The sequence below is a fragment of the Fluctibacter corallii genome, assembly GCF_025751585.1.
GTDB classification, from domain to species: Bacteria; Pseudomonadota; Gammaproteobacteria; order Enterobacterales; family Alteromonadaceae; genus Fluctibacter_A; species Fluctibacter_A corallii.
This window is the reverse complement of the sequence record NZ_JAOWKX010000007.1, coordinates 57,906-82,113: the sequence shown is the minus strand read 5'-3', so window position 1 is coordinate 82,113 and position 24,208 is coordinate 57,906. Positions and strand designations below refer to the sequence as shown.

Sequence of the window (24,208 nt, the reverse complement as noted above, 5' to 3'; positions counted from 1 at the left end):
AAAAAACGAGGATAGCTCAGTTAAGGATTTGCTGAGTCCGTTTATTTTTCAAAGGATATGCTGATGTTGATTCGGGAATTGTTTAAGTGGGCGCTGTTATTGACTTGTTTTTTTGGTCCGTCTTTCGCCTATAGTAATGCTGTCCCCCCCCATACTTTACCCTCTTTGCCAGACAGAATAGCCATCGACGGCTATGTCAATGAAGCTGCATGGGACAATGCGTTAAAGCAAACGCTTGACTACCAGACATGGCCAAATGAAAACGAGCCGGCACCCGTTAAAACCGATGTATGGATATATGAAAATGGTGAATACCTTTACGTTGCGTTCAAGGCGTATGATCCCGATCCAGCAAGTATTTATGCGCTCTATCGAGATCGAGATTTGGTTATCAGTCACGACAATGTCGGAGTAGAAATTGATACATTTAACGACAATAGGCTCGCATACCGATTTAACGTCAACCCCTATGGTGTGCAGACAGACTCTATCTATAACGAATTAACGGGAACAGAATCTTACAGTTGGGATGCAACGTGGCAATCAGCGGGGCGTATTACAAACGAAGGGTACGAAGTTGAAATTGCGCTACCGTTGGAAGTATTCAGTTTTGAACAATCTCAAGATATTAAAACGTGGGGAATCCGTTTAGTGCGATTTTATCCTCGTGAAGAAAACATGAGGCTCGCGAACGTTCCTTACTCCAGAGACCAGTCTTGCTTGTTATGTCAGTACGGGCGAGTGCAGGGGTTTAAACATGTATCTCAAGGAAGTGATACCGTTGTATCACCGTTTGTTGTCGCAGGCCGACAACGCTCTCGAGATCTTTCCAGTGGCAATGACTGGCATTATGAGGGGCGAGCCGAGGCCGGTGTTACTGCAAAATGGAATCCTACACCAGAAGTGTCACTGTCGGGCACAATCAATCCCGACTTTTCCCAAGTGGAGGCAGATGTCGCACAATTAAGTGTGAACACACCCTTTTCGTTGTTCTATGAGGAAAAACGTCCATTTTTTCTAGAAAATAATGACTACTTTTCTACGTATACAGACATCGTGTATACGCGAAACTTGTCGGCACCTGATTATGGTGTAAAAGCGACTGGACGAATGGGAAGTCACACCTTGGGTGTGTTTGTAGCGGATGACGAGAGCACCACTTTCTTTGTTCCTGGGAATATTTCGTCTTCCATTGGTTTTATTGATGAAGAGTCAACAAATGCAGCTGCACGATATCGTTATGATTATTCGTCGGGACTATCTATAGGTGCAGTCACTACATTGCGTGAGTCGGATAATTATCACAATTATGTCTTTGGTGTTGATGCGCAGTACGACCTGACACAGCAAGATACGATCACGATGCAAGTATTGAAATCGGATACAGAGTACCCTTTAAATTTTTCAGACCGCTTTTGCAAGTATATTTGTGGCCAAACTGAGTTGTTTAACGAAGCACCGTTGAGAACAGAAGAGCAGGAGATCAGTGGGGCAGCATTTAAATTGGAATATTCTCATTTTGAGAGAGACTGGAATTTGACCGCTTCGCGCGAATCCTTTGATGAAGACTTTCGTGCAGACTTGGGCTATATACCTGCCATTGATACCGTAAAAGACAAATTGACTGCCGCTTATCTGTGGTATGAGGAAAACAGTTGGTGGAATGAAGTAGAAGCCCGAGGAACGTGGGAGAAAAAAGAAAGTTCAGCAGGGGAGTTACTTGAGCAGGAATGGGATGCCAAAGTCATCGTCACGGGCATTTACAAAACGTACTTTGAATTGGGCTATTCTGATCGTGAACGTGTAGGCTTTCGAAGTGTTGCAGAATCTTTGCGAGTAGAAGATAGCAGCGCATTGTTTGATGAGCACGAATGGTACATGCAGATAGTAACACGCCCTATTTCGACCATGTATATTTCTCAGTATTTTCGAACTGGAAGACAAATCGATTTTGTTAACAATCGTTTGGGCGACGATTTTATGTCTCAAACTCGATTTTTTATAAATTTAGGTATTCATACTACGATAGACGTTCACCATACCTATCAGGACTTTGATGTGGACTCGGGTGACCTATTTACAGCCAGTTTGACTGATGCACGTATTACGTATCAATTTGATAAAGAACAGTTTATTCGTCTTACATTCGCATATAATGATGTTGATCGGCATCTTGAAAACTATGTCGGCTCTAATTTTTATGAAACCAACAGAGATTTTGGTACTCAATTGCTGTACTCCTACAAAGTCAATCCTTTTACTAAGTTCTTTTTGGGATATTCTGATTTCGGTGTTCAAAATGATCAGGTTCCACATCGAAGAGTAGCTGAACAGTCTCTATTCATGAAAGTGAGTTATGCGTGGTACAACTAACCTATGTTTAGTGCGACTAAATAGACGCAAAATTACCCGCTCAACAAAATAAAAGGTCGGCATTCGCTGGCCTTTTAGCGCTTAAATCTTTACCCTAGCCGCCATTCTCAGTTGAGTATTATTGTCTAACCTAATCAAGTAGTAGAGAGAGCCTATGTTTACGGGTGAAATTGCCGCATTAAGTACCGCACTGTGTTGGGCTGTAGCTGCCAGAATGTTTGCGATATTAGGAAGGAGCTTTTCTCCTTTGGCCCTGAATTTCTGGAAAGGGCTAGCTGCAATTGGCATATTGTTCATTATTACAACCTATTTTGTACCTGCCTATACATTGTCTAATGAAGCGATGTTTTGGTTGTTGCTAAGCGGTGTGATTGGGATTGGATTAGGCGATACGTTCTTTTTCCAAGCGCTAAACAAGATAGGCGATAGCCAGTCCATTTTGGTGGCCGAAACTCTCGCTCCTATTTTTACTGCATTATTGGCTATGGCTTGGATCTCAGAATGGCTCACTTGGCAACAATGGACAGGTATTGCACTGGTGATATTGTCGGTAGATATGGTAGTGAAAATTCAAAAGAAAGATACTACCAAGCTTTTTGAAGCGACTGGATATGTCTATGCCGCTTTAGCTGCATTGTGTCAGGCTGTAGGCGCGGTAATCAGTCGAGATATTCTCACATCAACGGGCGTTGATGCCTTCAATGCAAGTCAGATTCGCCTAGTGGGCGGTATGGTGATGATTGTCCTATTAATGGTGTTGATGCGTCAAACGTGGCTACCTAAAACTAACAACGCAAAACAAACTTGGGTGCTGTTTACTGGCGCAACCGTTATCGGTACGTTTGCAGCCCTGTATTTGCAGATGGTCGCGTTTGCGAATACCAAAGCAGCGGTGGTACAAACCTTGTTTGCTACCAGTGTCATTTTATCTCTTATCGTAGCTAAAGTGTTAGGTGAGCGGGTTGAACGGAAAACCTTGATCTGGTCAGTGATAGCGTTAATTGGTGTCGGCGTGTTGGTTGGAGCGGAACATATTCCTCATTAACCGAGTGGCGAGCGTGTTGAGCATTTGTCGTTACTAAGGTTGAAGCGCCATCCTATAGCGACAATACAGCAAATATATCTTGTGTTGGATGCGGGATTTATATACAATGCGCGCCCTTAAATCAGCTACTTTATTTTGTTCCTTGTCTCAACACAGTCTGGCTGAGCTGCACGAGACTACAACCGTAAGGAATCAACGATGCGTCATTACGAAATCGTTTTCATGGTTCACCCTGATCAGAGTGAACAGGTTCCAGGTATGATCGAGCGTTATACTGGGATCATCAAAAATGCTGGCGGTACTATCCACCGTCTAGAAGATTGGGGTCGTCGCCAATTGGCTTACCCAATCGAAAAGCTTCATAAAGCACACTATGTTCTTATCAACGCAGAAGCATCTGCTGAAGCGATCGAAGAGCTAGAAACTGCTTTCCGTTTCAATGATATCGTTCTTCGTAACCTTGTTATGCGCACTAAGAACGCTGTGACTGAGCCATCTCCAATGGCGAAAGAAGAGCGTCGTGAGAACAAGCGTGAAGAGAAACGTGAAGAAGCGCCTGCTACTGAAGCAGCTTCTTCTGAAGAATAATCATTAAGGAGACGGATAATGGCTCGTTTTTTCAGACGTCGTAAGTTCTGCCGATTCTCTGCAGAAGGTGTAGCGCAAATCGACTATAAAGATATTGCTACGCTTAAAAACTACATCACTGAAAGTGGTAAAATTGTACCTAGCCGTATTACTGGTACAAGTGCGAAATATCAGCGTCAGTTGTCAACTGCTATCAAGCGTGCGCGCTTCCTAGCATTGCTTCCTTACACTGATTCTCATAAGTAATTGTTGGCGTAAATAAGAGGTAGCAAAGATGGAAATCATTCTACTAGACAAAATCGCCAACCTTGGCGGATTGGGTGATCAGGTTAACGTTAAGTCTGGTTATGCTCGTAACTTCCTTTTCCCACAAGGAAAAGCGGTTCCAGCAACAAAAGCAAACGTTGAAAAATTTGAAGCACGTCGTGCTGAACTAGAAGCAAAAATCGCTGACCAGCTTTCTGCTGCTGAAGCGCGTGCTGCTAAACTAGGTGAACTTGAAAATGTGACTATCGCTGCTCCTGCGGGCGACGAAGGTAAACTATTCGGTTCTGTAGGTACACGTGACATCGCTGAAGCAATTACTGCTGCAGGCGTTGAAGTGGCTAAGTCAGAAGTTAAGCTACCACAAGGTACGCTTCGTGAAACTGGTGAGTTCGAAATCGATATCCAGTTGCACTCTGATGTAATGACTACGATTAAATTGGTTATCATTCAAGAAGCGTAATTCGCATTTTTGAATCAATCAGTTTTGAAAACCGGCTCTTGAGCCGGTTTTTTTGTATATGTCGCTAAATGAATGCGTTACGCATTCATGCCAGTCAGTTCTGGTTTCAAAGAGATAAAGTGGGAAGCGGTATTGATGTTGCTACTAAAGCGAGCAACACAACAAAAATATGCGGGAAAGCGACGGTGGGTTTCAGGCATTGGCGCATGTATGAGATGATCAAAGTTACTCCCCCTGCGCGTTGTTCGCTCCACATCGTGTTGAGTTGCATGGCTTTGTAATGCTGTTGTTCCGCGATGGCTTTTTCTACTACCAATAGTCGATCCGAGATGCGAGCCTGATAGGTTTTTATCATCCCTTCTGTTACCCATAGCGCCGCCGTAATAAACACAATTAAGTAATCAAAGTGGCGGTGAAAGACCAACACACCTAAAGCGATCAATCCGGCCAGTTTTAAATGTACCGCGGTTTTCTCGAAGCTGTGAAACTGCCCTTGAAGTGTGCTCCATTCTGTGTGCAGTGCGCTTGCCTCAAATCCTGACATTGCCTTGTATCCTTGAAAATATTAAACCCAGAATAGCGTAAGGGATGTGGTCATCCCTTAGCGAGCTATTTATACTGCAACAGCGTATTTTTCTCTACTTATGGGGCAAATTTAGAAACGATAGTTTCTGTTTGTCGTCAAAGTGGTATTCGTCAATTAATTCAACGAGCTCTGAGGTGACATCTGCAAGCGCGGTGGCAGCGCGGCTGATCTGGTGCGTCCCTTTGGCATTTTGATCTGACATTTCATCTATCTTGGTGACATTCGTTGCAACATTTTGTGTAATTCTGGCCTGCTCCTCAGCTTGTGAGCTAATGCTGAATGAAATGTCATGAATTGCGACAACACTTTCAACAATTTGCTCTAATAACGCTTCAATATTTCTAGCGTTATCGACAGCCTGATCGGTTTTCTCTTTGCCCTGTTCTATCATCCGTGTTGCAGTTTCAGAGTCTCGTTGTAACGTGCTGATAATTTCGCTGATTTCTTCAGTGGCTTCTTGAACACGCTTTGCTAAGCTGCGTACTTCATCTGCCACCACGGCGAAGCCGCGGCCTTGTTCACCCGCACGGGCCGCCTCAATTGCTGCATTTAGGGCCAATAAATTGGTTTGTTCGGCAACCGATTGGATCACGGTAACAAAATTTGAAATATTTACTACCCCGTCATTTAAGGTCGCAATATTGTCACGAATGTTATTCACTTCTGTCGCGACTTCGTCAATGTTTTCTACGACTTCGGTGACGGCATCTCGGCCCGATTTGGCGAGATCACTGGCTGCTTTGGTGGAGTCTGCGGTACCTTGAATTTGCTTTGCTACGTCAACAATGCTGGCGGCTAACTCTTCCACTGAGGTCGTGGATTGTGAGCTTTCGTCGCGTTGTCGGAGTATATTGGTGTCGCTTTGCACAACAGCTACTACTGTATCATGGGTTGACGACACTGCACTGTAAGTAATATGAGCGATACGTGAGAAGTCTGTGCCAATTTTATCTAGTAGCTCATTCATTTGATTGGCTGATTTACCTAGGTAGTCTTCGCTAATGACAGGGATTTTTAGAGTAAGGTCACTGTTAGCTCGCACAGCTCGCAGCGTGCTGTCTATTTCTCTAGCCTGCTGTCCCATGGTATCGATGGTTTTGTACACTAAATAAGTTAATACAACCACAAACACGATAAAAATGGCATCGAGTATCACGAATAAAACCATCTCACTGTGTAGGTCATTCATATAGCTCTTTAAATCATCAATAACACGCTGATTCAAGTCACCTAACGCTTTTAACCGCTGTGTCGCAACCGCAAACCAAGATTCGGGTGTTTCATTAAATTGGCCGTTGGCTGCTTCGGTAAGAACTTTGTCGCGTAAAGACACCGCTGATTGGTTTTGTGGTGAAGAGATAAAGCGCTCAATATCATCCTTTAATTCGTATATGGCTAAGCTCGTAGCGGTGTCTAAATACGCCCTTTCTTTTGCGACTAGTTTAGAGACTAAATCACGGTTTTCTGCCGATAAAAATTTTGAAGCTAAAATATTACTGACGGTGGCGCGCTGAATGCCACCTTGCTCTTTTACCTGTTCAAGTGCGAATAATGTTGAGAGATCTCGGGTGACATGCGCATTCTCAAACACCCGCATGATGACAAGGGTCTCGTGAATGAGATTAGTAATCAGTGGGGTGTAATACTTGAGGGTGTCTTGTAAGGGCAATGCCCCTTGTTGCACGCCTTCGCGCACTTCTTCCAAACGCTGTAAGTCATTCAATGCTTTTTGAATGTTGGCGCTTGAATCTCGGCCTACCTCACCTAACACCAATGATTTAACGAAGGTTTTGTAATTCGTAACGGCAATATTTGTTTTGTTGTAGTGGTCGCGTAGTTCTTGACCAAATTTCATACCGCCAGACCCTAAATAGCCTGATGACATACCCCGTTCCACTTGCAAGCTTCCGACGAGGTCTTTTACCACCTCCGAAAACTCGACAATTTCGTATGCTTTTGACTCATTCTGTAATGCAACAATGTTTTTCCACATTACGAATAGGCTGATTAAAATCAGAATAATGGAAGGTAAGAGAATAATTGCCGAAATGTGCTTTGAGAGAAACTTGCTCATTCTTCACCCTGTTTGTATTTCAACTTGTGATTTCCACGCTAGTTTAAATTTAGGCTGAAATACCAGCTTTGCCAGTTTTTGGGGGGGAAATTGAAAAGAGGAAAGTGTGTTAATTATCAGAAATACAAAAAAAAACGGCTCCGTAGAGGAGCCGATTCTTAAGTGGTAAGCCGTCGCTTACCGACCATGTTGAAACTAAATACGGTCGTTCAATACTTTTGCGATAGGTGAGTCCATTAGGCCTTTATCACTGACCCAAGCACGTAGCGTTTTACCGTCTGCTTCAGGTGCATTAAGTTGGCTTTTTGGCATCTTTTTAATTAACAATGATCCAGACTCAACGGCACCGTTAAGAAAGGCAAAACGAATTAAGCTTTCGCCGCTGCAAGACACACCTGAATAATAATCTTGAAGTTTAAGTTTGTAATCAGACTGAACTTTCTTCATTTTTTTACGAAGTTCGCCTTTGTCATCTGCCTGTACAATTGTGCAGATGTTAGACAGAGCCGCATTAACATCGTTCGCGAATGCGTTTGCACCGAATGATAAAGCCGCTACTGCAAGAGAAATCTTAACTACTTTCAACATGGTTAACACTCCAATAAAAGGATTATAGGTCTTATTGACGGCGGCCATTAGACCTGAGAAAGCGTGCATGCGAAAGCGGCATGTTAATACTTAGGTATGGGTTTGAATAACATGTGTTTTTTCTCAAAAGCGAGTATTTATCTGTACAAATAACCAGTGTTGAACTAGTGTCTGGTTACCGGAGTTAAATTTGGTAAGTTGAGATGTACTTAAGCGATAACCTAACTGTGAACTAAGGAATGATCATGAGCGAAACGATAAAGCTGTCTGGACGTTGTTTGTGTGGTGATGTAACGGTTACGGCAAATACCGTTGTGCCTGCTGTGGGTGTCTGCCATTGTGGAATGTGCAGAAAATGGGGCGGTGGCCCGTTAATGACAGCGGATGGGCAAACGGATGTTACCATCGAGGGAAAAGATAGTCTCACGACTTACCCGTCTTCTGAGTGGGGCGAGCGTGCTTTTTGCTCTCGTTGTGGTTCACATTTGTTTTATCGTGTGCAGCAAACTGGGCAATATTTTCTTTCGGTGGGTTTATTTACTATTCCTGACAATATGGACATGGAACACCAAATTTTTATTGATGAAAAGCCACACTTCTATTCTTTTAGTAATCAAACGCACACCATGACTGCGGCAGAGACCATGGCGGCATTTATGCAAGAGTCGTCCAATTAATATAGTGTAAGGATGACAAAACGGTTGCGATAGCAGAGTGCGCTTATTGCGCGCCCTGCCGTTTGTTTAGAATCTGACTAAATATGCTGCTTACATGAATTCATGCTGACAGCCGAGTGTGCCAGATGTTAGCACTATTTCCCCACGGTATTTTCCCACGGCATGGGCGAGATAGGAATGTCGTAGCAGTCTTGATGCCCAGCGATACAGACTTCAATGTGTGAGTGATTTGACGAGTTTTTACTTATTGTTTGCATAATATGATCAAAGCTCGTTGAGTTCACGGGGGTTTGGTTGATTGACGTGATGATGTCACCCACGTTGAATGTATTTTGGGGTAATGCGGAGAATTCATAAATTGCTTTGATGATCCCCCCGTTTTCATGAGGAAGAATACGCAAGCCCAAATGAGGCAATGTTTGGGAAGACACGCCATCGCGGATAGGCTTTAAATACAAGGCTTCATGTTCAAAATCAACGATGGCGTTGAATTGACGCAGTATTTGATTGCCTAATACCCCATGGCTGCCACTTTGGGGGTTTTCTCCCTCGCTTCTAAAATAGGCAGGAAAATGATTAACATTGAATCCTGCAAGTGTCATGTTGTCTACCAAACCTACTTTATTGCGTGAGTAGCCACTGATGCCCCGTGAACGTGCTTCATAATGTTTGGCTGGTACGGTGACCCCTTCTGGTAAGACACCCATAAATAGAGATAAATATCCTGTTGAGCCTGTATCTATCATGACTTTCACGGTGTGTTTTTTATCGTTTATTGTTACATGGGTGTCTATAAATGGCGTATCGCTATGAACTGGCATGGCGTGGAATTGCCAACCTTGTGCTAAGCGTTGATCGTGGAAATGTTCGTGACTTTCTGGTGGTTCAGCAAATGTGACTTGCATATTGCCGTAATCAATTTCAATTGTCGTGCGGTTAAAAAAGTCAGCTCCAATCACGCCGTCGAAGTAAGTTTCGTCTTGGGAATCAAAGGGGAGTGCGTCGGTTGTGGCATAAATAACCGATAGGTTTGCAATCGAGAAGTCACCCGTACTGAGGGTAATATTATCCAAAACGTACGCAGTGGGGTCGCCATCATTCCCCGAACCGCTGATAGCGATAGGTGAATCTTTTTTAAAGGATAAATGCTTCGTTCTTGGGCTTTGGGTTATAACGGTTGCGGCTGCACCCGTATCTAACACGAACCTCAGTGGCTCGCCGCCATTGATGCTTACAGGCACAATAATGTGATGGTTGTATGTTGTAAATGGCACGCTTGTTGTCTTGTCGGGGGTGGTCCATTTGACGTTCGCCTGCTGCTGCTTTAGAAAAAATGAGAGTGAATTCGCAAGCTGGCAGCCGCTCAAATAGAGTAAAGAGACAATAAACACGCAAAGTTTGATGGGCGCTGTTATATTCATAGAATACTCCGTAGTTAATGTTCTGTGATAACAAATTATCGTAATACAATAATTATAGGTTGTTTTGTAATAATTGTTTCAAGATGTAAAATAGCGAGATTATTGTCACTATGAGACTGTTAGATATGAAGGCGTTAGAAACATCAGTAGAGCAAAACTCTCTAAATCGACATATACGCACGTTAAGCAAAGGGGCGCGTTTGCTTATCGCCTCTTTTGCAATATTGGTCATGATAACCAGCGCAATGGGATGGTTTATTGAAGGGCGTTGGTGGGTCAGTTTATTTAGTGGTCAGTTCAATGCGCTGTGGGAGCAACAGACGGTTTCGCAAACATGGCTATGGGTGTCTTTACTGCCTTTGATTGGGTTGTGCGTGTTTGCTTATATGCAATTGGATCGCTTTTTTCGCCATACTTCCCGAAGCGAGTTTTTCTCTCATGATGCGGCCTACTGCCTTTATCGGGCTGCACAAGGGTATACCGGAATGGTTGCTTACTCGCTATTATGGCCACTGTTGATGCTATTAGTGGTCACTGGTCAGTCAGCAAACATCGAATTGAATATCGCACCAGGACAATTGGTTGTGGCAATCACCTTTTTGATCATTGCAAAACTCTATGCGCTCGCCGCGTCTATTGATGAAGAAAACAAGGCGTTTATCTGAGATGAAAATTATTGTGAATTTAGACGTGGTCATGGCGCAAAGAAAAATGAGTTCGAAAGATATCGCTCAACGAATTGGTATTACGGAAGCCAATTTGTCATTGCTAAAACGGGGCAAGGTGAAGGGTGTCAGGTTTGAAACCCTTGCAGCGTTATGTCGTGAGCTAGATTGTCAGCCAGGAGACATTTTGGCTTATGGTGAAGACGCTACTTAGATAGGTTTACACCTAAAGCGCACCATTAAGTCTTACGAACACGGTAACTTATGTCATGGCTTTTAACCATTGTTCAAAGGCGATACCGACATTTTTATCGTGAGATTCAAGAAATTGTAAAAAGCGTTTAGCAGAAGTATTTACCACGCGCTCCAATGGGAAATCCACCGCAGCTGCTTTTTCTTCGCATTGATGCGTGTCGCCTACATGATATGCAATGTGGGCATCGCTTGAAAACACCACTTGCCAGTCGAGTGTATCAACTAGCTCCATAATGCGTGTGCAGTTTTCTTCACTACCGACTCGAGAGTGAGTAAATGAGCTGTTGTTAATTTCAATCAATACGTTGGCATCTTTTGCGGCGCGGATCACTTCCTCGTAATCTAACGGGTAATTGGGATTTCCTGGATGCCCAATGATTTGGCATTGTCCCGATTGAATGGCGTTGATTACGGCACGTGTATGGGTTGCCTTATCTTTAGGTGGAAAAACAGGCTCATGAAAGCTGGCGATGGCAAAATCTAAGTAGGGATGAAGGTTTTTAGGAATATCTAATTTTCCGTTGTCAGGCAAAATATTCGCTTCGATACCTCGCAAGACGCCGATTCCGTCTATCACGCGTGGAATGACCGAACGATTGCCAAAATGCCAAGGATGCGGAGAATCTGGCATCTGCGGGCCATGCTCAGTGAGCGAAATCATCTTCAGCCCTTTTGCTTTGGCTTGCTGCACATATTCGCCCACCGTACTGTAAGCATGGGTACTGGCTACCGTGTGAGAATGTGTATCAACTTCGATTAACATATTACCTCCTGCGCCACATGGGGTTGGTGCTCGTTTTGTTGTTTGTCCCGCTCGCTATCTTCAACCTGCCGACTAAGATACTATCATGTTCACATGACATATCGCTGACAATTTCGCTGTTTGAGTAATGAATATTACCAATTAGAACCAGTAGCGAATCAGCGTACAACCGAGTGAGGAAAAGAATGGAATTAGCAACGTTTATGCAAGCTGCAATTAATGAAGCACAAAAAGGCCGAGATGAAGGAGGGATTCCGATTGGCTCGGTGTTGGTGCATAACGGTAACGTGATTGGTGCGGGTCACAACCGTCGTGTGCAAAATGGCAGTTGCGTGTTACATGGTGAAATGGACGCGTTGGAGAATGCTGGCCGTTTACCTGCCAGCGTATACCGTGAGTCAGTTATATTTACGACATTGTCGCCATGCTCAATGTGTACTGGAGCGATTTTGCTGTATGGGATCCCCCACGTTGTGATCGGTGAAAACCAGACCTTTCTTGGAGAGGAAGAACTACTTAAATCAAAAGGGGTTAAGGTGACCGTAATGGATGATGAAACCTGTAAAACCTTGATGAAAACCTTTATTGAGCAACACCCTGAATTATGGAACGAAGATATTGGTGAATAGGCGATTAAAAAACGGATAGAAATTGCAAAAAAATGGATGCGCCTAACAATTAATGCCGACATAATACCCATATAAAATTTAGCACATCCAGTGCAAAGTCGCGTAAGGGGCGTCTATTATCTAGAGAGGATTCTAGATAGGCGTTCCTTTTTCTTTTTCGGAAGGCCTGATGGTGAATCAAACGAAAATATCAGGCACATTTTGGGGATAGAAGTGAGCAATAACGAAGATTGGACAATCGAAGACGCAGAGCGCTTATACAGTGTAGGTCGCTGGGGCGGCGGTTATTTTGAAATTGGCGAAAACGGTAATTTACACGTTACACCAGATTTGGATAACAAAGACATTCGTATTGATTTCAAAGCAGTGCTTGAAGAAATCAAAGAAGAGGGTATTCAATTACCTGTCGTTGTGCGTTTTCATGACATCTTGCGTTCACAGGTAGAGAAACTGAACGAGACGTTTCGACGCACCATGAATGACGCCGAGTATGGCGCTCAGTACATGGGTGTTTATCCTGTAAAAGTGAATCAGATGCGAGAAGTCGTAGAGGAAATTGTTGATGCCGGCAAACCGTTCAACTATGGCTTGGAAGCAGGTTCAAAAGCAGAGTTGATTACCGCACTGGCGTACAATACCAATGAAGATTCACTGACAGTGTTAAATGGCTATAAAGACGAAGAGTTTATGCGTTTGGCGCTTCTAGCTAGAAAGCTTGGTCGTAAAGTGATTGTGGTCATTGAGAAGTTTTCTGAGTTGTTGCTTCTGGTCAAAATTGCGAAAGAACTCGACATACAGCCTATTGTGGGCTTGCGTTCGAAAATGACAGTTAAAGGCCGAGGAAAGTGGGAAGGTTCTGGCGGCGATCGTGCCAAGTTTGGCCTCACCATCAGCGAGATCATTAAGGCTGCACGCTACCTTGAGTCTGAAGGAATGGGAGACACCTTCAAATTGCTTCACTTTCACATTGGTAGTCAGCTAACCGACATTAGAGCGGTAAAAGAAGCCATTAACGAAGGCGCACGCATTTATGCCGAGCTTTATCGCATGGGCTTTAAACTGGATTATGTTGATGTGGGTGGCGGACTAGGCATCGACTATGACGGCAGTAAATCAACGAATGACTCGTCGCGTAACTACAGTATGGAAGAGTACGTCGCTGATGTTGTATTCGGTATGAAAGAAGTGTGCGACTTGGAAGACGTGCCTGTACCGAACTTAGTCAGTGAAAGTGGCCGAGCAATAACGGCACACCATAGTTGCGTAGTCACACAGATTGTTGGTGAAATTCGTGCGAATAGCGCCGAAATTGACACCAAAGAGGAAGACGACGAGCACATTTTAGTGTCGAATATGCGCGATTTGGCGTTGGGTGTTGATCAACAAGACAACTTGCAAGAAATATTCAATGACGCATCTCAGTGGAAAGAGCAAGCAATAGACGCGTTTAAACTTCGTGTGGTAACGCTTGAAGAGTTAGCAAAAATTGAAACTTTGTATTGGCAGATTATGGTGAAGCTTCGTCATCGCACGCGTGATGCTGAGTTCGTGCCAGAAGAAATGCAAGAGCTCGAATACACGCTTTCTTCCCAGTATTTGTGTAACTTTTCGGTTTTCCAAAGCGCTGCTGATACGTGGGCGATTGACCAAGTCTTGCCCGTTGTGCCAATTACCCGCATGAATGAGCGCCCAACGGTGAACTGTTCGCTGGTGGATATTACGTGTGACAGTGACGGTAAAATTGACCAGTTTGTTATCGAAAATGGTGTGTCTGATGTGTTACCCATGCACCCTTTACGTTCTGGGGAAGAGTATTACTTAGGCTTATTCCTAACTGGCGCATATCAGGATGTAATGGGCGATATGCATAACCTGTTTGGCCGACTCAATGAAGTGCATATTTTTAGTTATGACGATGATCCTCAAGACTTCTACATTGAAGAAGTCGTGCCCGGCTCGTCGGTAGAAAACGTGCTGTCAATTATGCAATATCACCCTAGTTCAATGGCACAAACGGTGAAGCGTATGATTGACCGAAAGGTGTCTGAAGGCATAATGAACCCACGTGAAGGGGTTAAATGGACAGACTTTTATGAGCAATGTCTGGCTGGATATACCTACCTGAAACAAAAATAACGCAGGTAGTTACTCAGGTTATGTCTGTTCTTCAGAGATAACCTGAGGCTGCTTTAGCGTGTTGCTTCTAAACCGTCATCGTACCGTTGGTTGTGCCTATCGACGATGGCAAATACGATTCGATGAATTAGCAATAATCCTCCTATTATAACGTAAGGCAGGTAGGCAGTGTCGCCCGCTTTTTCAGCTAGAAAAAAGTGCAATAACACCAAAACTAACAAGCCATACACACTGCGGTGAATCTGCCGCCATGTGCGTTTCAGCTTTTTTTGAATTGCGGTGATAGAAGTGATCGTAAGAACGACATAAACCGTGATTGATAGCCAGCCTATCCAAATAAATGAACGCCTTAACGCATCTTCGATTGCTTCATCTACTATCCAAACGACTTCCATATGCAAATAGGCAATACAGTGTATTAACGCAAAAAGGGCTGAAATCAACCCTATACGTCTGCGGTACTGAATCAAAAAGTTCCAATCGGCTAAGCGTTTTCCATAGGGAGCATGTAAATAGGTAAAGCATATCGACAGCCAGCGTCGCAACGGCGTAATCGCGAGGCTGAGGAGTAAGAATATCAACGCATACGTGCCACTGCGATACATAATAGTTTCAAAACTATTGGCGCTGGGTATCAGAGCGGGGAAGACCGCATAGATGGCTAAGAGCATCGCTATTATCAAAAGCAGCCGTTTGATAATAGGTTGTTGGCGTTTAATGAACTGAATCGAATCTCGCATTATAGTAAGTAGACACCCATCATCATAGCGGCATGTTATTCAGCTAAGGCTGTTCAGAATGTCTGGCGTATAAAGGTGCTGTACATCGTCTGCATAACCATTTAGCAACTGGGTAGCACGCTTTTGGGTTTCACCGAGTGGTAGTTCTCGTCGTTGACTCCATCTTGGGTGTGGAACGTCTGGATTAACGTTGGCAAAAAAGCCGTATTCGCTAGGCGCCATCTGTTGCCAACTGCTGAGTGGTTGATAAGAAACCAGTTCAATTCGACGAATGGCTTTAATACTCTTATAGCCGTACTTCCAAGGCACGACTAACCTCAATGGTGCGCCGTTTTCAGGCGTTATAGCACCGCTGTACATGCCTGTCGCGAGTAAGGTTAACGGGTGAAGGGCTTCATCGAGCCTAAGTCCTTCAGTGTATGGCCACTGTAAAATCTGTCTGCGCTGACCGATCATTTCTTTTGGATCAAAGTGACCAATAAATTTTACGAATTTTGCTTCTGGCTTAGGATTTGCCCTAGAAATGACATCTTTCAGCAGAATACCTTGCCAAGGAATTACTGCAGACCAGCCTTCTACACAACGAAGTGAATAGGTGCGCGAATGCAGAGTAAACAGTGAGGAAACGTGACTCACATCAATTGAATAAGGGGTGTCGACTAATCCGGTGACGTCTACTTGCCATGGATTGAGGGTTAACGCTTGCGCTAGAATTTTCACGGCTTCTTTTGAGCGGCTGAATTCATAGTAATTGCAATAAGAAGACACTAATGATTGCGGGGTAACGTCAGGAGAAGGCGCAATATTAGGCTTTGAACAAGCAGGTAATAAGCCAAGCGCAATCGCGCCTTTAATGACCTCTCGTCGCGTTAAAAAGAGATGCTTAGGCGTGATTTTACCGGGAGTGGTTGCCTTAGTTTTGTGCGCTCGCTTTTTATTATTCATGTAGCGCACAACCGTTAACTAATTGCGCAAGGTATACACATATTCAACTACGCTTTCTAATTCTTCTTCACTAAGCTGGTCTTTCCAAGGCGGCATTTGCATAGAACGCCCGACTTTTTCTCCGCCTTTTTCAATGATGTCTTGTAAATATTGTTTAGGTAATACGCTCACCGTTAAATTGGCTGGTGGTGGCGTTTTGATGATTTTACTCATGCGGCCGTCGCCTTTGCCATAATCACCATGACACAAAGTGCAACGCGTATTGAAGACCTGTCTACCTAAATCAAGAAGGTTGGTTTCATTTTTAATGTGAACGTCATTTAAAAAGGTGAGCGCCTTGGGCGCGTCTTCGCGTAACAGTAAAACAAAATCGACAACGCTTTGTAATTCTGTCCAACTGATATCTGCACCCATCGGCGGCATATAAGGCGATACGCCCGCTAATGACGCGCCATGGGCAATGACTTTTTCAAGCCCCGCTCGATTTGGGTATTTGATATTAGTACGCAGGTTAGTGTCGGGGTAATCTTTGATTTGCATTGCCAGCCGTCCTTCACCCATGCCTTGTGGACCATGACACAAGGCACATCGATGTTTAAATACGTGAGCGCCCAATTCCATCGATGGATGACTGACCTTCTCATAGACATCCAAGTTGGGTTTTCCTGTTGCTGCGCTGTCTGGCTTTGCCGTTGCAAAACTGCTGATGATCATCAGCACCCATACACTATTTATCATGCTTAACCTGCGCATGGTGCTTATCCTATTCTTTAACGATGACTTTCATTTTCATGGCTGGGTGAATAGCACACTCCACTTCAACCGTGCCTGCTTGATCGAAGGTGACATCTCGGTATTCCCCTTTAGGGAAAGATCCTAAATCAAATAACTTGGTGTCTGACAGGCTGTAAACGTTGTGAAAGAATGGATCTTCATTCACAAAGCGCACTACATCTCCTTTGTTAATTTCAACTTCAGCAACCGTAAACTCTTTGTCTTTTTGTGCTACTTCAACGGTTTTGGCTATAGCCGTCGCGCTGACGATAAGTAACAGTAGGGTGATGAAAAGGGCTTTCATACATTCTCCTTGTGATTTTTCGCGTTAAAGTGGAATCGCTGGCAAAGTAAAAGGTTTTTGCGGTGACGTTAGGGCTTCTAAGAAAGCGACTAAATCGGCTTTTTCTTTATCGGTTAACGTCAGCGCCTTCATATTCGGAGAGACATTGGTTTTGACAACACCGCCAGTAATATAATGGTCGACGACGTCCTCTAACGTACGTGCACTGCCATCATGAAAATACGGGGCCGTGGTTGTGATGTCTCTTACCGTTGGTGTTTTAAATGCGCCTTTCATTAGGCGAATAGGCACAAATTCAAAGCGGCCCATATCTGGTGTTTCCGCCCCATAAGACGGCAAGCCGATATTGTGAAAGCCGTTGTCTGTAAAGTTAGGCGCGCTGTGGCACACTTCACAGTTTCCTTTGTCAGGATCAACAAATACTTTAAACCCGTTAATCTGAGCAGGAGTAAGCGCGTCTTTTTCCCCTTTAACCCAGCGATCAAAAGGGGAGTTGCGGCTCACCACAGTGCGTTCGAATGCGGCGAGGGCTTTCGCTAAGGTTTCTGTACCAATAGGTTCATCGGGATATGCCTTTTTAAAGGATTTCGCATAGTCAGATGTTTTTAAAAATTCGACTAAACGGGGAATACTCATGTTCATTTCTACATGTGATTCCATCGGGCCCATGGCTTGGTCTTCCAATGTGGCTTTTCTGCCGTCCCACATTTGAATGGAGTTGTAACCTGTGTTGACGATAGTCGGTGTAGCGCGGCCTAACACCATACTTTTAAATCCTTTGGCTGTGGCAAGCCCGTCAGACCATCCAAACATAGGATTGTGGCAGGTTGCACAAGACATGTTGCCGTCGCCACTTAATCGCGTATCGAAGAAGAGCTTTTTGCCTAGCTCAACGCGCTCTGGTGTTGTTTTATTGTTGTCTGGTGCAGGTACCTCTTCAGGCAGAAGCCAACGTTGAAGAGACGGGTGTCCAGCTTCAAACACATATTGCGATGCGAAACTGCTAAACGTAAGACCGTACAACGAAAGCATACTGCAAAAAAATATCAAACTGCGGCTAAGTTTAATCATAATTTGCTCCGTCGAAGCGTGAAGAAGTGTCAAAGGTTATTGTGTTATTAAGGGTAGACAATATTTTCACAAGCTGTGTAAAAACATTTGTTTACGGTTAAAAAAGAGCGTTGAGCTTCCTAGCTCAAAAGGGGGTGGAGAAAGGCAAGGCTTGACACTCGGCAGTGTTCAAGCCTTTTGGCAATAAAGTATGCGCTGCCCCGAGGGACGGTGGTAGATATTAGTTTTGGGTTTTCTCTTGCTTAGCCGCAAGAGTTGCATATTGGGTGAAAAAGTCAGCCCAAAATGCAGCGGTTAATCCGTTTATTGTATTTGATTCTGCATTCATCAGGATTGCAAAGCCAACCTGTTGCTCTGGTGCAAATGCAATGGCTGCACGATAACCTTGAACCCAGCCACCGTGATAGATAAGGGGCTGGCCTTTGAAGTCATAGATACGCCAACCTAAACCATAGTGGGCATCGTTCAAATACCCTTTCCAGTCGCGTCTGCGCAATTCACGTGATGTTTTTACCACGGGCGTTGTGACTTGCTCTATGAGTGAGTCAGAAATAACATGAGGATATTCACCTAGCATGGCTCGTAGCCAAATAGTCATATCTTTTATACTCGCGTTGACCCCTGCTGCGGGCGAATAGCGGTAGTAACTCTTTTTGACTTTGCCTTCACGCCATTTGTCTTTTCGAATGGCAATATGGGGTTTTGCCCACTCATCGGAAGATAACAGCGCGGCTAATCCGGCACTGGCAGTGGGCATACCTAAAGGCTTTAAAATTTCTCGATTAAGCACGGCGCGATAACTGGTATTTTGGGCATCAAAGTAATGCTCAAACACACCGAACAACGCATTTTGATAGGTATAACACTTGCCTGGTGTACACAGTGGCTCTAAATCTGCCAGCATATTTAGTACCCGAGGGAGCGGGTAATTGGCTTCAATTAAGTTGTCGTAGGCGTTGGGCATGTAGCCACTGGCTTGCCCAACAATATGGCGCACGGTCAGATCATTGCGGCCATTGGTAGCAAACCCAAATTCAGGCGCGAGCTTTGATACAGGCGTATCCCAATTAATGGCTTTTTGTTCTGCCAGTTTGGCAATTGCCATCCCTGTAAAGGTTTTTGAGACAGAAGCAAGCCTGAATACTGTGTCTTCGGAAATAGGCGCGCCCTTTCGGCTCGTTTTACCAAACGTGAAAATGTGCTCGGGTTTGCCTTTTTCTACAAACACCAATGCGTAGCCAGGAATATTATGTTTCGCAGCTTTAGCTTGGGTGCTATCGGCATAGTCATATAACCATGGCGCCTGTCGGGCAATAGCAAGGTCAACAATGAGCAGGTTTATGATAAATAGACCTGTAAATAAAAATCGCTTCAACAACATGGAATCTTAATATTTGTTTTTATCGTTCTAGGGCGTTTAGCCCTTATATATTACGATGCTATTATCCTTTTTTCACGATACATTAATCAACTGTTGATTCAGTTCCGTTTTACGCGGGTGTGTTTATCCGATTCACGGTACACTTTTATATCATTATTTGCGAGTAGTGGAATGAATATGGTGCTGAGTCAACAAGCCTATCAGAGCGCGCGACAAGCTCGGGATTATCGGTTTGATGGGACCTTCTTTGTAGCAGTAAAAACGACGGGGATCTTTTGTCGCCCTATTTGCCCCGCACCGGCTCCAAAAGAAGATAATGTGACCTATTATGATTACGCCCATCAAGCGATGCAGGCGGGGTACCGGCCTTGTTTACGTTGTCGCCCCGATAGCGCGCCTAGCTCATTTGCGTGGAAAGGTGTGGACACAACGGTTGAGCGGGCCATAAAACTCATTCGTCAACATCCGCAAGACACCCTCGCACATCTGGTGGAGCGTTTGGGCATTACTGATCGATATTTGCGTCGTCTGTTTGCTGAAAAATTGGGAGTAAGCCCCAAACAGTTTCAATTATATGAAAAGCTCCTTTTTGCGAAGCAGTTAATTCAGCAATCAACGATGACCATCGAAGACGTGGCACAAGCCAGTGGGTTCTCTTCGTCGCGCCGCTTGCAAGAGAATATGAAAAAACAAATGGGCTTAACGCCGATTGCATTGCGCAATGGTAAATCAGTCTCTCACCATACTATTTCTCTCTCGTTATCTTTTAGGCCTCCGTATCATTGGCCTCAGGTGCGAGCGTTTTTAGCTATGCGCGCCATTCCTGACATGGAGTGGGTGACCGATGAATCGTACGGTCGCACCATCGTAATTGAGGCATGCTATGGGCAATTCACTGCCACTTATCATGAGGCTAAATCATGCTTTGAGGTTAGCGTAGAATTGTCTGATCCCGCCTACTTGAAGCAAGTGATTTTTCATATACGTCGAATCTTAGATTTGGATGCAGATCCCGCTGTGATTAGTCATGCATTACACAGCACGGGGTTAACAGAGTCTCACTGTACGCAGGGTATACGGTTACCTGGTGTGTTCGACACGTTTGAAGCAGGCTGCCGAGCGGTGTTAGGTCAACAAGTTTCTGTGAAAGCGGCGATTAATCTGGTGACAAAATTGGTAGAAAATGTGGGCGTGAAGCGCGATGATAAGCGTTGGTTTCCCACGCCAGAAATAGTGGCAGAGAGTGACTTAACCTTTTTGAAAATGCCAGACAGCCGGAGACAGGCACTAAAAAGGTTAGCGCAATTTATAGCCGATAAGCCTGACGCTGACCCTGTACAGTGGTTGGCATTGAAAGGCATTGGGCCATGGACGGCAGCGTATGCTGAAATGCGCGGCCAATCGCAGCCAGACATTTGGTTAAACACCGATTTGGTGATTAAAAAGCAACTTGCTCAATATGCACTGGATGCAGACTTAGCGGCCCCTTGGCGTAGCTATTTAACGTTTCAATTATGGAGTTTAGCCTCATGACAAATGAAGTTTACACGCAGACTATTCGCTCTGAGATGGGGTGGGTAGAGATCACCGCATCAGAGCAAGGCATTCAATCGATTTATTTCAAAGATGATAAGCAGCGTGAAGATAAACCAAATCAGCATACAAAAGCTGCCGTGATGCAATTAGAGGAATATTTCGCGGGTAGCAGAGATGTGTTTGACTTGCCGCTTGATATGAAAGGCACTACGTTCCAGCGGTCAGTGTGGGACGAATTGCTAAAAATACCTTACGGGGAGACCTGTTCATACAAGCAAATTGCAGATAAGCTGAACAATCCCAAAGCAGTAAGGGCTGTGGGAGCTGCCAATGGTAAAAATCCAGTGTCTATTGTAGTGCCTTGTCATCGTGTGATTGGCTCTAATCAAACGTTAACAGGGTATGCTGGTGGGCTGGAACGAAAAGCAAAACTGTTGTCGCTGGAAAATGCCCAACAGACATTTTTGATATAGGACGTCATTTTGAGATTACAAGATGCATTTGAGCTCGTGTTATTAGCTGCAATTTGGGGCAGCTCATTTTTATTTATGCGTACGGCCACGCCGGAATTTGGTGCAATTAGTCTGGTTGCGGTAAGAACCAGCATTGCAGCACTGTGTCTATTGCCTTTTTTAATGATGTCCAAGCAAGTCAAAACGGTGACGAGCTATTGGCGTCAGTTGCTATTTCTTGGGGTGATTAATACTGCCTTACCTTTTTGTTTATTCAGTTATAGCACGGTTCAGATTGGTGCAGGGTTTGCGGCAATCCTAAACGCTACTGCTCCCATGTTCGGTGCGCTTATTGCTTTTTTGTGGTTGCGAGAAAAGCTTACGTTGTGGGCTGTGGGCGGTTTAGTGCTAGGGTTTGTTGGGGTGCTGGTTACCACCAATGCGCGTTCAGCTGACTCGTTCTATTTAGCCATTATGCCAATTCTGGCTGCATTAGGGGCAACGTGCTCTTATGGTATTGCTGTTTGCTATACACGCAAATGGTTGGCCGGCGTGAATGCCTTGGCTATTGCAACAGGAAGCCAAATCTTCGCAGCAACGGCGCTGGCACCATTAGCGTTTCTTACATGGCCAGCGGTAATGCCATCAACCTCTGCGTGGTTACAAGTGTTGGTTATGGCGGTGGTATGCAGTGCATTCGCTTATATTTTGTATTTCCGTCTTATCGCGAATGTTGGGCCTACCAAAGCATTGTCTGTTGGTTACTTGGTCACTGTATTTGGCGTTATGTGGGGGATGCTCTTTCTGGGAGAAACCATTAACAGCCAAATCGTCATTGGCGCACTGCTCATCATGTTTGGTGTTTCACTTACCACTGGGGTGATTAAGCAGCGTCAAAAAGCTGAACCCTAACCAGATTACGTCCATCACGCTTTGCTTGATAAAGCGCATCGTCGGCAGATGCTATTAGCTCTTTTAAGCTGTTGGGGGCGTGACTGTATGATACGCCCACACTGGCCGTGACCTTCATCATGAACTTGTCGGAATGTAAATTCATATTGGCGACATTTTGGCGAAGTGCCTGTGCCACTTCATAAGCTCGGTTAGGATCGGTGTTCGGCAGTAAAATCACGAACTCTTCTCCACCCCAACGGCCGACTATATCGTCTTCACCGATGGAATTTTGCAGCACCTCAGCCGCCTTTACTAATACCTGATCGCCTGTATTGTGGCCGTACGTGTCGTTAATAGATTTAAAATGATCTAAATCGACCAACAAACAACTCATTGGTACATGTTGTTCTTGGAGTTCACCAAACCTCAGCTCTACCTTTGCGCGGTTGGGCAATTGCGTGAGAGGATCCATTTGCATGTTTTTGTGCATGTCTTGTTTGAAGAAATACAACAAATGATAAATCACCATGAACATGACAAATATAATGACCAATAAGGTAACGATGCTAAAAATAAACCCCTGACTGATTTCAACTTGGCGAGCTTGTAGCGGTGTAAGTAGGTGTAATGTCCAATTGAACGGTGCAATATTAACTTCGGCAATGAGGTAGTCGTGCCCGTCTACTTTAACCAGAGTATTGTTCAAAGAATGAATCGCCTCATTGTCGGCTTTTAAATCCTGAAACCATGGTAGGTTTTCTAGGTTCGTAAAGGTCGAGTTTCTGGCATTAAGCAAGGGATCTGATGAAAGCATGATATTGCGCTGCTGATCAGTAAAGATGAAGTCATATCCATATTCCGCTTTATACAACGAAAACAGCTCAATGAAACTTTGCAAACTTTTACCTGTACCGAAAAAACCTAAAAAGCGGCCATCGTCGTCAAAAATCTTTATGTCAATGTAAAAGTGGGTGTCTTCCCATTTGCCAATGTCTGCTATGGCCGAATCTGGTACGTCTTTATATTTAAAATACCAGCTGACTTCGCCTTCTTTTAAAGTGTGCGTGGTGCGATCTGAATAATATTGCTGACGATTTTTTTCACTGGCAATGAAAAATAGGAAGCCAAACTCCTGATTTAACCGGCTTAATGTGTTGTAGATAGCCGCTTCGTCGATGTCGTCGGCCTGCATCAACGATTTAATTTCTTGAGACTTAGATAAGGTTTGCGCTATATGAAGCGGCTGCATCAAATGCTCTACAATGAGTGCATGAGCGGGCGAAATTGATCGCTGATGCGCACGGCTCTGTTCAGCCACGATTTTTGACACACTAAAGTGTGCAAGAATAACGATCGAAATAACTACAACAACGAACAGTGCAAGAATACTTCGATGCAAATTTCTAAAATTACTCACTTAAGATCCATTTATTCACTGCGAATTTGCATTCCTTTTGTACGAATTATATCTGTTTGTGTCGTTAAATTGAACAAAGTTGAAGGGAACTTCCTAATAAAAATACGGTTTTCTCGTAAATACCCATAAAAAGTAGGGACAATGGGTCATAAAACTACGCGTACCAG

General features: G+C 44.3%; 25 protein-coding genes. 13 read left to right on the top strand and 12 right to left on the bottom strand.

Annotation, left to right across the window (positions count from 1 at the left end; all coding sequences use genetic code 11):
- The first annotated feature begins 63 nt into the window (after positions 1 to 63).
- The 5 genes from OE749_RS13560 to rplI all read left to right on the top strand — a co-directional run bounded on the left by OE749_RS13560 (position 64) and on the right by rplI (position 4,733).
- Positions 64 to 2,373 carry a carbohydrate binding family 9 domain-containing protein gene (locus OE749_RS13560; protein ID WP_263713009.1) on the top strand — a complete coding sequence of 770 codons (2,310 nt, stop codon included), beginning with the start codon at positions 64 to 66 and terminating at the stop codon, positions 2,371 to 2,373.
- 154 nt (positions 2,374 to 2,527) lie between these two features.
- Positions 2,528 to 3,418 carry a DMT family transporter gene (locus OE749_RS13555; protein ID WP_263713008.1) on the top strand — a complete coding sequence of 297 codons (891 nt, stop codon included), beginning with the start codon at positions 2,528 to 2,530 and terminating at the stop codon, positions 3,416 to 3,418.
- Positions 3,419 to 3,616: 198 nt separating this feature from the next.
- Positions 3,617 to 4,006, top strand: a complete 390-nt coding sequence (rpsF, locus tag OE749_RS13550; protein WP_263713007.1) for a 30S ribosomal protein S6 — start codon at positions 3,617 to 3,619, stop codon at positions 4,004 to 4,006.
- A gap of 18 nt (positions 4,007 to 4,024) precedes the next feature.
- Positions 4,025 to 4,252, top strand: coding sequence for a 30S ribosomal protein S18 (gene rpsR / locus OE749_RS13545; protein ID WP_263713006.1), 228 nt, complete (start codon positions 4,025 to 4,027; stop codon positions 4,250 to 4,252).
- A gap of 28 nt (positions 4,253 to 4,280) precedes the next feature.
- Positions 4,281 to 4,733, top strand: a complete 453-nt coding sequence (rplI, locus tag OE749_RS13540) for a 50S ribosomal protein L9 (protein ID WP_263713005.1) — start codon at positions 4,281 to 4,283, stop codon at positions 4,731 to 4,733.
- Positions 4,734 to 4,839: 106 nt separating this feature from the next.
- On the opposite strand, the gene OE749_RS13535 is transcribed toward rplI, so the two are convergent.
- The 3 genes from OE749_RS13535 to OE749_RS13525 form a co-directional block, all read right to left on the bottom strand.
- Positions 4,840 to 5,277: a hypothetical protein gene (locus OE749_RS13535; protein ID WP_263713004.1), complete on the bottom strand. Its 438-nt coding sequence runs from the start codon at positions 5,275 to 5,277 to the stop codon at positions 4,840 to 4,842.
- A 94-nt stretch (positions 5,278 to 5,371) separates the two neighbouring features.
- Positions 5,372 to 7,393, bottom strand: a complete 2,022-nt coding sequence (locus tag OE749_RS13530) for a methyl-accepting chemotaxis protein (RefSeq protein ID WP_263713003.1) — start codon at positions 7,391 to 7,393, stop codon at positions 5,372 to 5,374.
- 195 nt (positions 7,394 to 7,588) lie between these two features.
- Positions 7,589 to 7,981 (bottom strand): DUF3718 domain-containing protein, encoded by a 393-nt coding sequence (locus tag OE749_RS13525; RefSeq protein ID WP_263713002.1) that lies wholly within the window; start codon positions 7,979 to 7,981, stop codon positions 7,589 to 7,591.
- A 245-nt stretch (positions 7,982 to 8,226) separates the two neighbouring features.
- On the opposite strand from OE749_RS13525, the gene OE749_RS13520 reads away from it, so the two are divergent.
- Positions 8,227 to 8,658 carry a GFA family protein gene (locus OE749_RS13520; protein ID WP_263713001.1) on the top strand — a complete coding sequence of 144 codons (432 nt, stop codon included), beginning with the start codon at positions 8,227 to 8,229 and terminating at the stop codon, positions 8,656 to 8,658.
- Between the two features lie 134 nt (positions 8,659 to 8,792).
- Here OE749_RS13520 and OE749_RS13515 read toward each other — a convergent pair whose 3' ends face one another.
- On the bottom strand, positions 8,793 to 10,079 hold the full coding sequence (locus OE749_RS13515) for an aspartyl protease family protein (protein ID WP_263713000.1): 1,287 nt from the start codon (positions 10,077 to 10,079) through the stop codon (positions 8,793 to 8,795).
- 125 nt (positions 10,080 to 10,204) lie between these two features.
- Between OE749_RS13515 and OE749_RS13510 the strand changes: the two genes are divergently transcribed.
- Together OE749_RS13510 and OE749_RS13505 are read left to right on the top strand one after the other, a co-directional pair.
- The gene (locus OE749_RS13510) at positions 10,205 to 10,744 is read left to right on the top strand and encodes a hypothetical protein (RefSeq protein ID WP_263712999.1); all 540 of its coding nucleotides are present in this window, start codon (positions 10,205 to 10,207) and stop codon (positions 10,742 to 10,744) included.
- Position 10,745: 1 nt separating this feature from the next.
- The gene (locus OE749_RS13505) at positions 10,746 to 10,958 is read left to right on the top strand and encodes a helix-turn-helix domain-containing protein (protein WP_263712998.1); all 213 of its coding nucleotides are present in this window, start codon (positions 10,746 to 10,748) and stop codon (positions 10,956 to 10,958) included.
- A gap of 48 nt (positions 10,959 to 11,006) precedes the next feature.
- On the opposite strand, the gene OE749_RS13500 is transcribed toward OE749_RS13505, so the two are convergent.
- Positions 11,007 to 11,762 carry a phosphatase gene (locus OE749_RS13500; RefSeq protein WP_263712997.1) on the bottom strand — a complete coding sequence of 252 codons (756 nt, stop codon included), beginning with the start codon at positions 11,760 to 11,762 and terminating at the stop codon, positions 11,007 to 11,009.
- Positions 11,763 to 11,947: 185 nt separating this feature from the next.
- Between OE749_RS13500 and OE749_RS13495 the strand changes: the two genes are divergently transcribed.
- Positions 11,948 to 12,391, top strand: a complete 444-nt coding sequence (locus OE749_RS13495) for a nucleoside deaminase (RefSeq protein ID WP_263712996.1) — start codon at positions 11,948 to 11,950, stop codon at positions 12,389 to 12,391.
- A gap of 213 nt (positions 12,392 to 12,604) precedes the next feature.
- Positions 12,605 to 14,527, top strand: coding sequence for a biosynthetic arginine decarboxylase (gene speA, locus OE749_RS13490; RefSeq protein ID WP_263712995.1), 1,923 nt, complete (start codon positions 12,605 to 12,607; stop codon positions 14,525 to 14,527).
- Between the two features lie 53 nt (positions 14,528 to 14,580).
- On the opposite strand, the gene OE749_RS13485 is transcribed toward speA, so the two are convergent.
- The 6 genes from OE749_RS13485 to OE749_RS13460 form a co-directional block, all read right to left on the bottom strand.
- On the bottom strand, positions 14,581 to 15,267 hold the full coding sequence (locus OE749_RS13485; protein WP_263712994.1) for a ferric reductase-like transmembrane domain-containing protein: 687 nt from the start codon (positions 15,265 to 15,267) through the stop codon (positions 14,581 to 14,583).
- A 39-nt stretch (positions 15,268 to 15,306) separates the two neighbouring features.
- Positions 15,307 to 16,212: a protein-methionine-sulfoxide reductase catalytic subunit MsrP gene (gene msrP, locus OE749_RS13480; protein WP_263712993.1), complete on the bottom strand. Its 906-nt coding sequence runs from the start codon at positions 16,210 to 16,212 to the stop codon at positions 15,307 to 15,309.
- 18 nt (positions 16,213 to 16,230) lie between these two features.
- The gene (locus OE749_RS13475) at positions 16,231 to 16,965 is read right to left on the bottom strand and encodes a c-type cytochrome (protein ID WP_263712992.1); all 735 of its coding nucleotides are present in this window, start codon (positions 16,963 to 16,965) and stop codon (positions 16,231 to 16,233) included.
- 10 nt (positions 16,966 to 16,975) lie between these two features.
- Entirely contained in the window at positions 16,976 to 17,290 is a 315-nt protein-coding gene (locus OE749_RS13470) for a plastocyanin/azurin family copper-binding protein (RefSeq protein ID WP_263712991.1), read from the bottom strand.
- Between the two features lie 24 nt (positions 17,291 to 17,314).
- Positions 17,315 to 18,361 carry a cytochrome-c peroxidase gene (locus OE749_RS13465; protein WP_263712990.1) on the bottom strand — a complete coding sequence of 349 codons (1,047 nt, stop codon included), beginning with the start codon at positions 18,359 to 18,361 and terminating at the stop codon, positions 17,315 to 17,317.
- A 220-nt stretch (positions 18,362 to 18,581) separates the two neighbouring features.
- A complete protein-coding gene (locus OE749_RS13460; protein ID WP_404828178.1) occupies positions 18,582 to 19,742 on the bottom strand; it encodes a serine hydrolase domain-containing protein in 1,161 nt (386 codons plus the stop codon).
- A 171-nt stretch (positions 19,743 to 19,913) separates the two neighbouring features.
- Between OE749_RS13460 and OE749_RS13455 the strand changes: the two genes are divergently transcribed.
- From OE749_RS13455 to OE749_RS13445, 3 genes are read left to right on the top strand one after another with little or no spacing between them, the layout of a single operon-like run.
- The gene (locus OE749_RS13455; protein ID WP_263712988.1) at positions 19,914 to 21,275 is read left to right on the top strand and encodes a DNA-3-methyladenine glycosylase 2 family protein; all 1,362 of its coding nucleotides are present in this window, start codon (positions 19,914 to 19,916) and stop codon (positions 21,273 to 21,275) included.
- Positions 21,272 to 21,751 (top strand): methylated-DNA--[protein]-cysteine S-methyltransferase, encoded by a 480-nt coding sequence (locus OE749_RS13450; protein WP_263712987.1) that lies wholly within the window; start codon positions 21,272 to 21,274, stop codon positions 21,749 to 21,751. Before OE749_RS13455 ends, OE749_RS13450 begins: the two co-directional genes overlap by 4 nt.
- A gap of 9 nt (positions 21,752 to 21,760) precedes the next feature.
- Positions 21,761 to 22,642, top strand: a complete 882-nt coding sequence (locus tag OE749_RS13445) for a DMT family transporter (RefSeq protein WP_263712986.1) — start codon at positions 21,761 to 21,763, stop codon at positions 22,640 to 22,642.
- Here the strand turns inward: OE749_RS13445 and OE749_RS13440 are convergent.
- Positions 22,614 to 24,041, bottom strand: a complete 1,428-nt coding sequence (locus tag OE749_RS13440; protein WP_263712985.1) for a sensor domain-containing diguanylate cyclase — start codon at positions 24,039 to 24,041, stop codon at positions 22,614 to 22,616. The genes OE749_RS13445 and OE749_RS13440 overlap by 29 nt on opposite strands.
- Positions 24,042 to 24,208 lie beyond the last annotated feature (167 nt).

Excerpts from the sequence above, each read along its gene's own strand:
- OE749_RS13495 (WP_263712996.1), top strand. The coding sequence starts at position 11,948 with ATGGAATTAGCAACGTTTATGCAAGCTGCAATTAATGAAGCACAAAAA.
- rpsR (WP_263713006.1), top strand. The coding sequence starts at position 4,025 with ATGGCTCGTTTTTTCAGACGTCGTAAGTTCTGCCGATTCTCTGCAGAA.
- OE749_RS13470 (WP_263712991.1), bottom strand. The coding sequence starts at position 17,290 with ATGAAAGCCCTTTTCATCACCCTACTGTTACTTATCGTCAGCGCGACG.
- rplI (WP_263713005.1), top strand. The coding sequence starts at position 4,281 with ATGGAAATCATTCTACTAGACAAAATCGCCAACCTTGGCGGATTGGGT.
- OE749_RS13555 (WP_263713008.1), top strand. The coding sequence starts at position 2,528 with ATGTTTACGGGTGAAATTGCCGCATTAAGTACCGCACTGTGTTGGGCT.
- OE749_RS13475 (WP_263712992.1), bottom strand. The coding sequence starts at position 16,965 with ATGCGCAGGTTAAGCATGATAAATAGTGTATGGGTGCTGATGATCATC.
- rpsF (WP_263713007.1), top strand. The coding sequence starts at position 3,617 with ATGCGTCATTACGAAATCGTTTTCATGGTTCACCCTGATCAGAGTGAA.
- OE749_RS13510 (WP_263712999.1), top strand. The coding sequence starts at position 10,205 with ATGAAGGCGTTAGAAACATCAGTAGAGCAAAACTCTCTAAATCGACAT.
- OE749_RS13485 (WP_263712994.1), bottom strand. The coding sequence starts at position 15,267 with ATGCGAGATTCGATTCAGTTCATTAAACGCCAACAACCTATTATCAAA.
- OE749_RS13465 (WP_263712990.1), bottom strand. The coding sequence starts at position 18,361 with ATGATTAAACTTAGCCGCAGTTTGATATTTTTTTGCAGTATGCTTTCG.
- OE749_RS13560 (WP_263713009.1), top strand. The coding sequence starts at position 64 with ATGTTGATTCGGGAATTGTTTAAGTGGGCGCTGTTATTGACTTGTTTT.
- OE749_RS13535 (WP_263713004.1), bottom strand. The coding sequence starts at position 5,277 with ATGTCAGGATTTGAGGCAAGCGCACTGCACACAGAATGGAGCACACTT.
- OE749_RS13525 (WP_263713002.1), bottom strand. The coding sequence starts at position 7,981 with ATGTTGAAAGTAGTTAAGATTTCTCTTGCAGTAGCGGCTTTATCATTC.
- OE749_RS13530 (WP_263713003.1), bottom strand. The coding sequence starts at position 7,393 with ATGAGCAAGTTTCTCTCAAAGCACATTTCGGCAATTATTCTCTTACCT.
- OE749_RS13460 (WP_404828178.1), bottom strand. The coding sequence starts at position 19,742 with ATGTTGTTGAAGCGATTTTTATTTACAGGTCTATTTATCATAAACCTG.
- OE749_RS13505 (WP_263712998.1), top strand. The coding sequence starts at position 10,746 with ATGAAAATTATTGTGAATTTAGACGTGGTCATGGCGCAAAGAAAAATG.
- OE749_RS13515 (WP_263713000.1), bottom strand. The coding sequence starts at position 10,079 with ATGAATATAACAGCGCCCATCAAACTTTGCGTGTTTATTGTCTCTTTA.
- OE749_RS13520 (WP_263713001.1), top strand. The coding sequence starts at position 8,227 with ATGAGCGAAACGATAAAGCTGTCTGGACGTTGTTTGTGTGGTGATGTA.
- OE749_RS13455 (WP_263712988.1), top strand. The coding sequence starts at position 19,914 with ATGAATATGGTGCTGAGTCAACAAGCCTATCAGAGCGCGCGACAAGCT.
- msrP (WP_263712993.1), bottom strand. The coding sequence starts at position 16,212 with ATGAATAATAAAAAGCGAGCGCACAAAACTAAGGCAACCACTCCCGGT.
- OE749_RS13450 (WP_263712987.1), top strand. The coding sequence starts at position 21,272 with ATGACAAATGAAGTTTACACGCAGACTATTCGCTCTGAGATGGGGTGG.
- OE749_RS13500 (WP_263712997.1), bottom strand. The coding sequence starts at position 11,762 with ATGTTAATCGAAGTTGATACACATTCTCACACGGTAGCCAGTACCCAT.